This is a genomic window from Streptomyces sp. NPDC107528, assembly GCF_055639295.1.
This window is the reverse complement of record NZ_JBVKAV010000008.1, coordinates 352,054-366,078: the sequence shown is the minus strand read 5'-3', so window position 1 is coordinate 366,078 and position 14,025 is coordinate 352,054. Positions and strand designations below refer to the sequence as shown.

Genomic DNA, 14,025 nt, shown 5'->3' with positions numbered 1-14,025 from the left:
CCTCGCCATGCCCGGAAAGTCCTGGAACGTCATACCCTCACCCACCCGCAAGGCAGCCGCCGCCCTCGCCGCCACCGCCTCCCTGGCCCTCCTCGCCACGGCCTGTACCGGCCAGTCGGAGTCCGCCGCCAGCGACGACCCCAACGCCAAGACGACGATCACCTTCTGGCACGGCTGGAGCGCACCCGCCGAGGCCAAGGCGATCCAGGAGAACGTCGACCGCTTCGAGAAGGCCCACCCGAACATCACGGTGAAGATCGTCGGCAACATCAACGACGACAAGCTCAACCAGGCCCTGCGCGCGGGCGGTTCCAGCGGCCCCGACGTGGTGTCGTCGTTCACGACCTCCAACATCGGCAAGTTCTGCTCCTCGGGCGCCTTCCTCGACCTGAAGCCCTTCATCGAGAAGTCGAAGCTCGACCTCGACAAGCTCATCCCGAAGCCGATGCTCGACTACACCCAGTTCGAGGGCACCCGCTGCGCACTGCCCCTGCTGGGCGACGCCTACGGCCTCTATTACAACAAGGACGCCTTCGAGAAGGCGGGCATCAAGTCCCCGCCGAAGACCTGGTCGGAGTTCGCGACGGTCGCCAAGAAGCTGACCGAGGCCAAGGGCGACAGCTACGAGCAGCTCGGCTTCATGCCGACCTACCACGGCTACGAGACGGTCGTGGACCACTACATGTCCCAGTGGGACCACACCTACTTCGACAAGGACGGCAAGTCCAACATCGCCAAGGACCCGGCCTTCGCCGAGATGTTCACGTACCAGAAGAAGCTCATCGACGACCTCGGCGGCTTCGCGAAGCTGGAGAAGTACCGCAACACCTTCGGTGACGAGTGGGGCGCCAAGCACCCGTTCCAGACCGGCCAGGTGGCCATGCAGCTCGACGGCGAGTGGCGCCTGGGCATGACCCAGCAGGCCGGCGTCGACTTCGAGGTCGGCACCGCCCCGATGCCCGTCGCCGACGACGAGGCCGACGAGTACGGCAAGGGCTTCCTCTCCGGCACGATCATCGGCATCGCCCCGCAGAGCAAGAAGCAGAACGCGGCCTGGGAGCTGGTGAAGTACCTGACGACCGACACCGAGGCAGTCGTCTCCTTCGCCAACGCCATCCACAACGTGCCCTCCACGTTCGCGGCCCTGAAGTCGCCCGATCTGAAGGTCGACCCCGGCTTCAAGACGTTCCTGGACATCGCCCAGAACAAGCACTCGAACACCCCTCCGGCCTCCGTCAACGGCTCGACGTACCAGACGACCCTTCAGGACTTCGGCTACCAGTACGAGTCCGGCAAGGTGAAGGACCTGAAGGCCGGTCTGGAGAAGACCGCCGAGCAGATCGACACCGACATCGAGCAGGCGAAGTAGCGCCGTCGATGTCCACGCACACGCTCCGCGCGAAGCGCCGCAGGTCGGCGCTTCGAACGGTGGCCTTCCTGTCACCGTGGCTCATAGGTTTCGGCGTCTTCTTCGCCTACCCGCTGGTGTCCACCGTGTACTTCTCCTTCATGAAGTACGACGGCTTCGGCACACCGGTCTTCCGCGGCCTGGGCAACTGGGCCTACGTCTTCAACGACTACCCGATGTTCTGGCCGGCGCTGCGCAACACGCTCTGGCTGGTGCTGGTGATGGTGACCTGCCGGGTGGTGTTCGGCCTCGGCATCGGTCTGCTCATCACGAAGATCAAGACCGGCGCGGGCGTCTTCCGCACCCTCTTCTACCTGCCGTACCTCGCCCCGCCGGTCGCCGCGACGCTGGCCTTCGTCTTCCTCCTCAACCCCGGCACCGGCCCGGTCAACTCGGTCCTCGACGGCCTGGGCCTGCCGACCCCCGGCTGGTTCACGGACCCCGCCTGGTCCAAGCCGGCCCTCACCGCGCTCGCGCTGTGGGGCGTGGGCGACCTCATGGTCATCTTCATGGCCGCGCTGCTCGACGTACCGAAGGAGCAGTACGAGGCGGCGGAGCTGGACGGCACATCCGCCTGGCAGCGGTTCCGCTACGTCACCCTGCCGAACATCTCGCCGATCGTGATGTTCGCCGTCGTCACGGGTGTCATCCAGACAATGCAGTACTACACGCAGCCTCTGGTCGCCGGAAAGGTCGCCTCCGGCATCATCGGCGGCTCCGGCCAGCAGTTCGAACCGGGCTACCCCGACAAGTCGACCCTGACCCTCCCCCAGCTCGTCTACAACCTCGGCTTCCAGCGCTTCGACTACGGCTCTGCCTGCGTGGTCGCCCTCGTGCTGTTCGCCCTCGCCATGGCCTTCACCGCGCTGCTGATGCGGCGCCGGGGCGGACTGATCCAGGCAGGTGACTGACCATGACCCAAGTACTGGACAAACCGGTGCAGTTGGAGGCCCCGACCATCGCCGAGCGCACGGCACGCCGCCGGGCACTCCTGGAATGGATAGCGATCCACTCCCTCGGCCTCGCGGCCGCGCTCTTCTTCACCCTGCCGTTCGTGTTCGTCGTCCTGACCTCGCTGATGAGCGACCAGCAGACGCTCACCCGCGACCTGATCCCGGACACCTGGGAGTGGAGCAACTACACCAAGGTCTTCGACACCCCCGGCTTCCTGACCTGGTGGAAGAACACCCTGCTCTACGCGGGCCTGGGCACGCTCCTCACCGTCGTCTCGTCGATCCCGGTGGCGTACGCGCTCGCCAAGTTCCGCTTCCGGGGCCGAAATCTGTCCCTGATGCTGGTCATCTCGATGATGATGCTGCCGCCCCAGGTGGTCATCATCCCGATGTACCTGTTCTGGGCGAAGCAGCTGGACCTCTCGGGGACCCTCTGGCCGCTGATCATCCCGATGGCCTTCGGCGACGCGTTCTCGATCTTCCTCCTGCGTCAGTTCCTGATGACGATCCCGAACGAGTACCTGGACGCGGCCAGGGTGGACGGCTGCGGCGAACTGCGCACGCTCCTTCGGGTCGTCCTCCCCGTGGCGAAGCCGGGCATAGCCGCCGTGGCCCTCTTCCAGTTCTTCTACGCGTGGAACGACTACTTCGGGCCCCAGATCTACGCGTCCGAGAACCCCGGCGCCTGGACGCTCTCCTACGGCCTGGAGTCGTTCAAGGGCGCGCACCACACCGACTGGAACCTGACCATGGCCGCGACCGTGCTGGTCATGGCCCCCGTGATCCTCGTGTTCTTCTTCGCGCAGAAGGCGTTCGTCGAGGGCGTCACGCTCACCGGAGTCAAGGGTTGAACCATTCATGCAGCATCTCCCCTGGGGACAACCCCCGGACCCCCGGCCGATCACCGTCACCCACACCCTGAAGCGAGGCATCTCGCAGTGAAACTCACCGTGGTCGGCGGAGGCTCGACCTACACGCCCGAACTCATCGACGGCTTCGCCCGCCTCCGGGACACCCTCCCGATCGAGGAACTGGTCCTGATGGACCCGGCGAAGGACCGCTTGGAACTCGTGGGTGGCCTGGCCCGCCGCATCTTCACGCGCCAGGCACACAACGGCAGGATCACCACCACGACAGACCTCGACACGGCGGTGGACGGCGCCGACGCAGTCCTCCTCCAACTCCGTGTCGGCGGCCAGGCGGCCCGCGAGCAGGACGAGACCTGGCCCCTGGAGTGCGGCTGCGTCGGCCAGGAGACAACGGGCGCCGGCGGCCTGGCGAAGGCCCTGCGCACGGTCCCCGTCGTCCTCGACATCGCGGACCGCGTCCGCCGCACCAACCCCACCGCCTGGATCATCGACTTCACCAACCCGGTCGGCATCGTGACCCGGGCCCTGCTCCAGGAGGGCCACCGGGCGGTCGGCCTGTGCAACGTGGCGATCGGCTTCCAGCGCAAGTTCGCGGCCATGCTCGACGTCCCCGCCTCCGAGATCCACCTGGACCACGTGGGCCTCAACCACCTCACCTGGGAGACGGCCGTACGCCTGGGCGGCCCCGAGGGCGAGAACGTCCTGCCGGGACTCCTGACCGACCACGGCGACACGATCGCCGCCGACCTGCACCTCCCCCGCCCCCTCCTGAACCGCCTGACCGCGGTCCCGTCGTACTACCTGCGCTACTACTACGCACACGACGAGGTCGTACGGGAACTGCGCACCAAGCCGTCCAGGGCCGCGGAAGTCGCGGAAATGGAACGCCAGTTGCTGAGCCTGTACGCCGACCCGTCCCTGGACGAGAAGCCGGAGCTGCTCGCCAAGCGGGGCGGCGCCTACTACTCCGAGGCAGCCGTCGACCTGGCGGCAGCCCTCCTCGGCGGATCAGGCAGCCCCTACCAGGTGGTCAACACCCTCAACAACGGCACGCTGCCCTTCCTCCCCGACGACGCGGTGATCGAAGTACAGGCAGCGGTGGGCGCGAAGGGCGCGGCCCCCCTCGCCGTACCGACCGTGGACCCGCTGTACGCCGGCCTGATGGCCCAGGTGACGGCCTACGAGCACCTGGCCCTCGAAGCGGCGCTGCACGGCAGCCGCGACCGAGTCTTCAAAGCCCTGCTCTCCCACCCCCTGATCGGCCAGTACGAGTACGCCGAAGCCCTCACCGACCAACTGATCGCACACAACCGGGAGCATCTCGCGTGGGCATGACCGCACGTGTCCTCGCCGTAGACGCGGGCAACAGCAAGACCGACGTGGCAGTGGTGGCCGCCGACGGAACCGTGCTGGCCACGGCCCGCGGCGGCGGCTTCCGCCCACCCACGGTCGGCGTGGAGCCGGCGATGGACACCCTGGCCGCAGCCGTCGAGCAGGCCCTCACCGCAGCGGGCGTGACGTCCGCCGACCACGTCTCGGCCTGCCTGGCCAACGCCGACCTCCCGGTCGAGGAGGAACAACTGACCGCAGCCCTTCACGCGCGCGCGTGGGGCACGACCGTCGAGGTCCGCAACGACACCTTCGCGATCCTGCGCGCGGGCGTGCCGGAACCCCGGGGCGTTGCCGTCGTCTGCGGCGCCGGCATCAACTGCGTCGGCATGCGCCCCGACGGCCGTACCGCCCGCTTCCCGGCACTGGGCCGCATCTCCGGCGACTGGGGAGGCGGCTGGGGTCTGGCGGAGGAAGCCCTGTGGCACGCGGCACGCGCGGAGGACGGCCGAGGAGCGCCTACGACGCTGACGCACACGCTCCCCGCCCACTTCGGCCTGCCCACCATGTACGCCCTGATCGAGGCCCTGCACCTCGAACACATCGCCCCCGCCCGCCGCCACGAGCTGGCCCCGGTCCTCTTCACCACCGCGGCGGCCGGTGACCCGATCGCCCGCGAGATCGTGGACCGCCTCGCCGACGAAGTGGTCACCATGGCGACGGTCGCCCTGACCCGGCTGGACCTGCTGGAGGAGTCGACCCCGGTGCTCCTGGGAGGAGGCGTACTGGCTGCCCGCCACGCCCAACTGATCGACGCCATCAACGACTTGCTCGCCACCCGTGCCCCCAAGGCCGTCCCGAACGTGGTCACGGCCAGCCCCGTACTGGGCGCGGCCCTGCTGGGCCTGGACGCGGTGGGGGCACTCCCGGAGGTACATGTCCGACTCCGTCACCACTTCGAGCCGTAGGCTCCGCCCCAGTCCCTCGCCCCCGCCGCCCCTACCCTTCCCGTCCTCCAGGGGCTCCGCCCCTTCAACCCCGCCAGGGGGCTCCGCCCCCTGGACCCCATCGGCCCGAACGGCCTCGTCCTCAAACGCCGGACGGGCTTGAACCTGGAACCGAACAGATTCCCCCGGCGTATTCATGGGCAGGGGGCTCGTGCACAGCGGTTTCGGTGTGCCGGAATTTCGGGATCCGCGCTGCGATCCGGTCAAGATCCAGCGAAGGCCGGTGCGGATGTCGGTCCCGGCAGCGATACTTGCGGCACGGATGGCCACGGGGGAGGTCAGCAGTGACACAGACGCCGAAGAGCAGCACGGCACCACCACCGGGCAACGACCCGGCACACGGCGCGCCCACCATGCCGTCCGTGCCACCCCAGTCCACACCCCCGGCACCCCTGGCACCCCCCGCGGCCAACGGCCGCCCCATCCCGCCGGCAACAGCCACACCACCCCGCCGCACCGCCTTCGCCGAGGGCCTGGACCAACTCCGCGCAGCCGCCACCACCGAACCGGGCCGCCTCCGCATCATCGGCGCCCTCCTCGCCGCCCTCGTCGTCGCCTTCGGCGCAGTAGCCGCCTGGCAGATGACCGACCGCGCATCGGCAGCCGACGACGTCCTCAACCGCAGCCAACCGCTGAGCTCGGACGCGGCCGACATCTACCGCTCCCTGGCGGACGCCAACACCGCAGCCGCCAGCGGCTACCTCGCGGGCCTGCAGGAGAAGCCCGCCATGCGCGAGGGCTACGAAAAGGACATCCGCACAGCCGCAGCCAAACTCGTCACGGCCGCAGCCAACTCCGAACCGGGCTCCCCCTCGGCGAAAACCATCGCGGACCTCAGCAGACTCCTCCCGGAGTACAAGGGCCTCGTGGAAACAGCCAGGGCCAACAACCGCCAGGGCTACCCCGTCGGCGGCGCATACCTGCGCGCCGCGAACGAGATGATGCAGCAGAACATGCTGCCCAGGGCCGAGAAGCTGTACCAGACGGAGAACCAACGCCTGAGCGACGACTACGCGGACGCGAAGTCGTTCCCCTGGGCCGCCGCAGGCCTCGGCATCGTCGCCCTCGCCGCTCTCACCTGGGCCCAGCGCCGCAACTACCGGCGCACCAACAGGGTCCTGAACCACGGCCTCGTCACGGCCACGGCCGCCGCGACGGTGGTCCTGCTGTGGCTCGCCGTCAGCCACATGGTCGCCCGGGCAGGCCTCAACGACTCCTACGACCACGGCGTCCGTTCCCTGAACGTCCTGCACGAGGCCCGCATCGCCTCACTCACGGCCCGCAGCGACGAGAACCTGACCCTGGTCCGCCGCGGCGCCGACACGAAGACCCTCGGCGACGACACGGTCGTGGACGCGTACGAGTGGGGCTACGACCAGCAGATCAGTCAACTGGGCAAGGCACTGAACCGAGCCGAGGACCTCGCGGACGACTCGACCGGCAAGAAGCCCGTCCAGGACGCGAACAGCTTCATGAAGGTCTGGAAGGACCGCCACGACGTCGCCCGTGACGACAACAACAGCGGCAACTACCAGGCCGCCCGCGATCGCGTCATCGGCGCCGCGAAGGAGCCGACGAGCGTGTGCTTCGACAACGTCGACAAGGCCCTCGCGGCAGCGCTCGCGCACGAACAGACCGAGTTCAAGCAGGCCGCGAGCGACGGCCGTGACTCGCTGACGGGCCTGCCGACCGGCGCCGCGGTCCTCGCGGTCCTGGGCGCGGCCGGCGCGGTCCTCGGCATCGGCCGCAGGCTGTCGGAGTACAGGTGAGAGGGGGCACGGCGATGAACGCACGCGATGGCTCGGGTTTCCCCCGGGCCGCGACCGGCCCATGGCAGAGCCTGCGCACCGGCCTGCGCGGCTGGGGCGGCGTAGGCGCGATGGCGCTCCTCGTCGCCCTGACGGTGACCTTCGCCCTGCTGCTGCCCCTGGCACAGCTCCGCGGCGGCGAGGACGTCCCGGCCACCGGGAGCCAGGGCCTCGCCCGGGTCAGCCAGGCGAAGGCGGAGGACTGCGAGAACCCGCAGGACCAGAGCCTCTCCCCGTCCGGCGGTAACGACGGCACCCCGACCGTCGACGCCATCAAGGCCCGTAAGGACCGCCGCCTGATCGTCGGCGTCGACACCAACAGCTACCGCTGGGGCTACCTCGACCCGAACAACCCCTCAGGCGAGCTGGAGGGCTTCGACATCGACCTGGTCCACCGGATCGCCGAGGACATCCTCGGCGACGGCGACGCGGTGCAGTTCAAGGCCATCCCGACCAGCCGCCGTGTCGAGGCGATCCAGAAGGGCGAGGTCGACATGGTGGTCCGCACCATGACGATCAACTGCGACCGCATCGGGCAAGTCGCCTTCTCCGCCCCGTACTTCGTCACCGGCCAGCAGGTCCTGGCCCCCAAGACCTCGAAGATCACCGGGTTCGACAACACCCTGGCCGACAGGAAGGTGTGTTCGGCGCAGGGATCCACCGCGTACGACAACCTGGAAGCAGGCCGGAAGTCCGGCGACCTTCCCGACTCCACCGACATCACGACCACCGTCCCCAACCAGCTCGACTGCCTGGTGAAGTTGCAGCTCGGCGAGGTCGACGCGGTCGTCACGGACGGCGCGCTCGCGGCCAGTCAGGCCGCGCAGGACCCGACGGTGGAACTCAAGGGCGGCCTGTTCACGGACGAGTACTACGGCGTGGCGATGAAACTGGGCTCCGACGATCTGGTACGCCAGGTCAACCGGACCCTGGAGAACTACGTCGAGGACGGCGGCTGGAAGGCGTCGTACGAGAAGTGGCTGCATCCGACCATGGACCAGGGTGACAAGAAGTCGGCGTCGGCGACCCCTCCCGACGCGAAGTACAAGTGACCGACCATCAACTGACGCACGATTGACGGGAACAGACGGAACGCAGCGAACAGACCGAACAGACCGATCCGACGGAACACGACAGCAGCGAGAGGTGATCGATGGGCGTCACGGACCCCGCCGGGCCGGTGATGGACCGGGACGAGGTGGACCGTGCGCTGGCGCGGCTCGGCGCGGAGCACGAGGCGATCGAGACCTCGCTCCTCGCGCTGCAGGACCACGCGGGCCGCCGACTTCTCGAGGGCGCCGAGCTCACAGGCGTCACCAATGAGCGGTGGACGACCGCGGAGGCGTCGATAACGCTGCTGTGGGCGTATTTCGACGCGTACACGGACGCGTTGCGCTCCGCCCGCGAGATCCGTTCCCGGCGCCGCTGGTCCAGCCGCGACGACCTGGTGGAGCTGACGGAACTGCTGCGCGGCGAGTCGGTGACCCTGGCGGGCTCGGCGACCGCCACGGCCAACGCACCGACCCTGCACGGCGGTTCGGGCAAGCTCAGCGAACAGTTCACGCTCGTCACGCTCGTGGACCGGATGAACGAGCTGTACGCGACGTCGCTGGACATGGTCGTCGCCGCCGACGCGGTGTGGTCGGCGCTGCCCGCCCGGATCGATTTACTGGCCGCGGAGCTCCAGCGCACCCGCCGGCTCGCACACTCCGTCGGCGTACGCCCCGGCGAGCACCCGGCGGGCGACGACCTGGAGCGCATCACACGCACGCTCACCAAGCTGCGCTCGGAGGTGGTGTCCGACCCGCTCGCGTACTGGATCCCCACGCAGGGGAGTTCGGCGCCGGGCGGCGGCAAGCCCGACACCACGGTCTACGACCGCGAGGCGCGCGCCCTGGAGGACGTACGCCGTGAGATCGACGCGGTGTTGACGGTCCGCCAGGACGCCGAGCAGCGGCTGGTGAGACTGCGTGACGTGCTGTCGCGCGCGGACCGCACGCTCGCCGAGGCGCGCACCGCGCGTGGCGAGGTGCTGGCGAAGATCGCCGCCACGGAGGTGCCGGTCGTCAGCGGCCCGCCGACCGTGCTGCAGGAGCAGCTGGCGACCGCCGCCGAGTACCGCAGACACGCCCAGTGGCACCGCCTGTCCCCGCTCCTGGAGTCCCTGGAGCAGAAGGCGGAGGACGAACTGCTGCGCGCCCGCGAGTCGTTGACCGCGGTCACCGCGCCGCTGGCGGTCCGCGCCGAGCTGCGGGGCCGCCTCGACGCGTACAAGGCGAAGGTGGCCCGGCACGGCCTGGCGGAGGACAAGTTCCTCATCGAGCGCTACGACGCGGCCCGCCGCATGCTGTGGAGCGCGCCCTGCGACCTGCGCGTCGCCGAGCAGGCCGTGCTGCGTTACCAGCAGGCGGCCGCCGAGCAGCTCGGCAGCGGGCGGGTGCCGGGGCCGCGCGCGCCCGAGGACCGGAGGGGGCCGGGATCATGAGGGTCAGGGGGGTGTCGTCGTCATGAGTCAGCCACAGCAGAGCTGTCAGCGACCGGACTGCGGCGGAGCGTACGAGGACGTGGGCGGCGGTGAGCTGTACTGCGACACCTGCGGGCTCGCCCCGGTCGTCTCGGCGACCGGCACGGTCGGCTCGCCGCCCACCGGGGTGACGGCCGGCGGCAAGGCGTCGCGCGGGTCGGCGGGCAGCGGCAGCTCCCGCTCCAGCAGCCGCGGCAGCTCCCGCTCGTCGTCCCGTACGTCGTCCCAGTCGTCGAAGTCCCGGCGCTCGGTGTCGGGACGGCTGTCGCGTTCGCTGTCGGGCCGTTCCACGGGCCGCTCGGTGTCGGTGCGCAGCTCCGGTTCCACGTCCGGCTCCAGTGGCCGCGGGCGGCTCGGTGTCGGCCTGGTCCAGGTCCCGGACGTGCCGCGCCCCGACCCGCGCGCGATGGTGCTGGAGAACCCGGAGGTGCCCGAGCGCAAGCGGTTCTGCTCCCGCTCGGACTGCGGCGCACCCGTCGGCCGGGCCCGCGGCGACCGGCCGGGCCGTACGGAGGGCTTCTGCACGAAGTGCGGCCACCCGTACTCCTTCGTCCCGAAGCTGAAGTCCGGCGACATCGTGCACGGCCAGTACGAGGTCGCGGGCTGTCTGGCGCACGGCGGCCTCGGCTGGGTCTACCTCGCCGTGGACCGCGCGGTCTCCGACCGCTGGGTGGTGCTCAAGGGCCTGCTCGACACCGGCGACCAGGACGCGATGGCGGCGGCGATCTCCGAGCGGCGCTTCCTCGCGGAGATCGAGCACGCCAACATCGTGCGGATCTACAACTTCGTCGAGCACCTCGACCAGCGCACCGGCTCCCTCGACGGCTACATCGTGATGGAGTACGTCGGCGGCAAGTCGCTGAAGGAGATCGCCAATTCACGCCGCACCGCGACGGGCAAGCGGGACCCGCTGCCCGTGGAGCAGGCCTGCGCATACGGCATCGAGGCGCTGGAGGCCCTCGGCCACCTGCACAGCCGCAACCTCCTGTACTGCGACTTCAAGGTCGACAACGCCATCCAGACCGAGGACCAGCTCAAGCTGATCGACATGGGCGCGGTGCGCAGGATGGACGACGAGGAATCGGCCATCTACGGCACGGTGGGCTACCAGGCGCCCGAGGTCGCGGACGTCGGCCCGTCGGTGGCCTCGGACCTGTACACGGTCGCCCGCACGCTCGCCGTCCTGACCTTCGACTTCCAGGGCTATACGAACGTCTACGCCGACTCACTGCCCGACCCCGACAACATCGAGGTCTTCCACCGGTACGAGTCCTTCTACCGTCTCCTGGTCCGCGCCACGGACCCCGACCCGGCCCGCCGCTTCGCCTCCGCCCAGGAGATGACGGAGCAGCTCACCGGCGTGCTGCGCGAGGTCGTCTCCCTGCAGACAGGCCGCGCGAGGCCCGCCCTGTCGACGCTGTTCGGCCCCGAAGTACGGGTCACGGACACCGAGTTGTTCCCCAAGCCGGCCGGGGAGGTCTCGCGGTTGGGGGCGCGGGTGGCACCCGCCGGGAAGGGGGCCGCCGCCCTCGCCGGCGCCCCCGCGAACGCGCCGGCCGCGGGCGCCGGCATCGTGCGGTTCGTCGACGCCCCCGTCGCCGCCCTCGCGCTGCCGGTCCCCCACGTCGACCCCGCCGACCCCAACGCCGGTTTCCTCGCCGGTCTGATGACCACCGCGCCGGCCGAGCTGCTCGGCGCCCTCGCCGCCGCGCCGGCGCCGTCGGCGGAGACACGGCTGCGGCAGGTGCGGGCCTGGCTGGAGAACGGCGACACCCGCACCGCGCACGAACAGCTGCTGGAGCTGGAGGACGAGCGGCCCGACGACTGGCGGGTCGTCTGGTACCGCGGCGTGGCGGCGCTCGGCACCGGCGACCACGAAGGCGCCGCGCTCGCCTTCGACGCGATCTACGACGCCTTCCCCGGCGAACCCGCCCCCAAGCTGGCCCTGGGCCTGTGCGCGGAGGTGCTGGGCCAGCTGGACAACGCCGCCGAGTACTACCGCCTGGTGTGGTCCACCGACCCGAGCTATGTGAGCGCGGCCTTCGGTCTCGCCCGCGTCCAGCTCGCGACCGGCGACCGCCGCGGCGCGGTCGGAACCCTGGAGTCGGTTCCGGAAAGCTCCATTCACTACACGGCCGCACGCGTGGCGGCCGTCCGCGCCCGGCTGCGTCAACGCACGGCGGCCGCCGCTGACGTACCGTTCCTGGACGACCTGACCGCCGCCGCGGGCCAGGTCGAGGCGCTGGACGCGTATGGTCTGGACCCGGCGCGCCGGGAGCAGTTGTCGGCGGAAGTCCTCGGTTGCGCGCTGGACTGGATACTCTCCGGTGGCCAGGGTTCCGCCCCGCCTGCCGCCGCCGGAGGACGGACGCTGCTCGGCAGCGGCCTGGACGAGCGGGGACTGCGTTTCGGCCTGGAGCGTTCGTACCGCACGCTGGCCCGGCTCGCGCGGGGCGGCGAGGAGAGGATCGACCTGGTGGAACGTGCCAACCGTTACCGCCCCCGGACGTGGGTGTAGTTGATGTCGCAGATGCCCCAGCTGTCCGCCTGCCCGAGCTGCGAATGGCCGCTCGAGTCGGGTGACCGTTTCTGCGGTGCGTGCGGATATGACCTGTCCGCCGTGCCCGAACGGCCGGACGACCATCCGACCATCGCCATGAACGGCTCGGTGCCGCCGCCCGCCACGGGCGCGCCCGGCGCGGACTGGCCCGTCGCCGCACCGGACGGTGCCGCCCCCGAGGCCGCCCATCTGCCGACGGACCTCCCCGGCACCGACTCCGGCGGCCGCGACCTGCCCCCGGGCACGCCGCCGCCCCCGCAGGTGCCGCCGGCTGCGACCGCTCCCGACGCCGCGCACGGCACACCGGGCGTCCCGGCGCCGGGCAACCACGGCATCCCGGGCGCCTCGCCGGCCCCCGACCACCAGGCACAGCCCGGCCACCACGCCTCACCCGGCCACCCGGCCGTCCCGGCCCCGGGCGGCCCCGCCGTGCCCAGCGGCCCGCAGACGCCCGCCGCCCCGGCCGGCCCACCGCCCTCGCCGGGCTCCCCCGACGCCCCGGCCTCCGGCGTCCGTTTCGACCGGCCTCCGGGGCCCGACGAGTACGCCCCCGCGGAGTCCGCCGGGTACGCTCCCGAGCCGGACGAGTACGCGCTGCAGGCGCCCGACCCGCGCGTGTCCCCCGCCGCGCCGACCCCGCCCGAGGGCACCAAGGTGTGCGTGGCGTGCCGCGCGGGCCGCGTCGACCACGACGGGTACTGCGAGAACTGCGGGCACGCCCAGCCGCGCGAGCGCGACCACATGGAGCAGGACGCCGGCCCCGTCGCCGCCGTCAGCGACCGCGGCCTGCGCCACCACCGCAACGAGGACGCGTTCGCCGTCGGCTGCACGGCGCTGCCCGACGGCCGGCCCGCGGTCCTGGCGATCGTCTGCGACGGCGTGTCCTCGGCGACCCGTCCCGACGACGCCTCGATGGCCGCGTCCCGGGCCGCGAGCGAGTCGCTGCTGGCCGCCCTGCCACGCGGCGCACACCCGCAGCAGGCCATGCACGACGCGATCATCGCCGCCTCCAACGCGGTCAACGCGCTCGCCAACGAGCCGGCCACGGCCCGCGAGCAAGCCCCGCACCAGAACGCGCCGGCCTGCACCTTCGTCGGCGCCATCGTCACCGCGGGTCTGCTGGTCGTCGGCTGGGTCGGCGACAGCCGCGCCTACTGGGTCCCGGTGGACCGCAGCACCCCCCCGGCCCGGCTCACCGAGGACGACTCCTGGGCCGCGCAGATGGTCGCCGCGGGTCTGATGAACGAGGCCGAGGCGTACGCCGACGAGCGCGCCCACGCCATCACGGGCTGGCTCGGCGCGGACGCCTACGAACTGGAGCCGCACACCGCTTCCTTCAAGCCGGACCGGCCGGGTGTGGTGGTGGTGTGCACGGACGGCCTGTGGAACTACGCGGAGGCGGCCGACGACATGGCCGACGTCGTGCCTCTCGACGCCGCCGCGCGCCCCCTGCACAGCGCCCAGGTCCTCGTCGGACACGCGCTCGACGGCGGGGGCCACGACAACGTAACAGTGGCCGTCCTGCCGTTCCCGGCGCCGCCGATGGGGGCAGGATCGGCCTGAGGCC

The 14,025-nt window shown here is 70.9% G+C and carries 11 protein-coding genes; 10 read left to right on the top strand and 1 reads right to left on the bottom strand.

The window, feature by feature from the left end:
- Nucleotides 1-31: 31 nt before the first annotated feature.
- The 8 genes from ACZ7L5_RS26605 to ACZ7L5_RS26570 all read left to right on the top strand — a co-directional run bounded on the left by ACZ7L5_RS26605 (nt 32) and on the right by ACZ7L5_RS26570 (nt 9,859).
- Nucleotides 32-1,369, top strand: a complete 1,338-nt coding sequence (locus tag ACZ7L5_RS26605) for an ABC transporter substrate-binding protein (protein WP_471519499.1) — start codon at nt 32-34, stop codon at nt 1,367-1,369.
- Between the two features lie 8 nt (nt 1,370-1,377).
- Nucleotides 1,378-2,319 (top strand): carbohydrate ABC transporter permease, encoded by a 942-nt coding sequence (locus tag ACZ7L5_RS26600; RefSeq protein WP_328881594.1) that lies wholly within the window; start codon nt 1,378-1,380, stop codon nt 2,317-2,319.
- Nucleotides 2,320-2,321: 2 nt separating this feature from the next.
- The gene (locus ACZ7L5_RS26595) at nt 2,322-3,212 is read left to right on the top strand and encodes a carbohydrate ABC transporter permease (RefSeq protein ID WP_471519353.1); all 891 of its coding nucleotides are present in this window, start codon (nt 2,322-2,324) and stop codon (nt 3,210-3,212) included.
- Nucleotides 3,213-3,299: 87 nt separating this feature from the next.
- Nucleotides 3,300-4,565, top strand: coding sequence for a 6-phospho-beta-glucosidase (locus ACZ7L5_RS26590; RefSeq protein ID WP_471519351.1), 1,266 nt, complete (start codon nt 3,300-3,302; stop codon nt 4,563-4,565).
- Nucleotides 4,556-5,527: an N-acetylglucosamine kinase gene (locus ACZ7L5_RS26585; protein ID WP_471519349.1), complete on the top strand. Its 972-nt coding sequence runs from the start codon at nt 4,556-4,558 to the stop codon at nt 5,525-5,527. The genes ACZ7L5_RS26590 and ACZ7L5_RS26585 overlap by 10 nt, the downstream gene beginning before the upstream one ends.
- Before the next feature lie 323 nt (nt 5,528-5,850).
- The gene (locus tag ACZ7L5_RS26580) at nt 5,851-7,335 is read left to right on the top strand and encodes a hypothetical protein (protein WP_471519347.1); all 1,485 of its coding nucleotides are present in this window, start codon (nt 5,851-5,853) and stop codon (nt 7,333-7,335) included.
- Nucleotides 7,336-7,349: 14 nt separating this feature from the next.
- Nucleotides 7,350-8,426, top strand: a complete 1,077-nt coding sequence (locus tag ACZ7L5_RS26575; RefSeq protein ID WP_471519345.1) for a glutamate ABC transporter substrate-binding protein — start codon at nt 7,350-7,352, stop codon at nt 8,424-8,426.
- Nucleotides 8,427-8,527: 101 nt separating this feature from the next.
- Nucleotides 8,528-9,859, top strand: coding sequence for a coiled-coil domain-containing protein (locus ACZ7L5_RS26570; RefSeq protein ID WP_467481047.1), 1,332 nt, complete (start codon nt 8,528-8,530; stop codon nt 9,857-9,859).
- Nucleotides 9,860-9,904: 45 nt separating this feature from the next.
- On the opposite strand, the gene ACZ7L5_RS26565 is transcribed toward ACZ7L5_RS26570, so the two are convergent.
- Complete coding sequence (locus ACZ7L5_RS26565) at nt 9,905-10,225, bottom strand: hypothetical protein (RefSeq protein WP_469407926.1); 321 nt, start codon at nt 10,223-10,225, stop codon at nt 9,905-9,907.
- Here ACZ7L5_RS26565 and ACZ7L5_RS26560 point away from each other — a divergent pair.
- A complete protein-coding gene (locus ACZ7L5_RS26560; protein WP_471519343.1) occupies nt 10,200-12,416 on the top strand; it encodes a serine/threonine-protein kinase in 2,217 nt (738 codons plus the stop codon). The genes ACZ7L5_RS26565 and ACZ7L5_RS26560 overlap by 26 nt on opposite strands.
- 3 nt (nt 12,417-12,419) lie before the next feature.
- Nucleotides 12,420-14,021 (top strand): PP2C family serine/threonine-protein phosphatase, encoded by a 1,602-nt coding sequence (locus tag ACZ7L5_RS26555; protein ID WP_471519341.1) that lies wholly within the window; start codon nt 12,420-12,422, stop codon nt 14,019-14,021.
- Nucleotides 14,022-14,025: the final 4 nt, after the last annotated feature.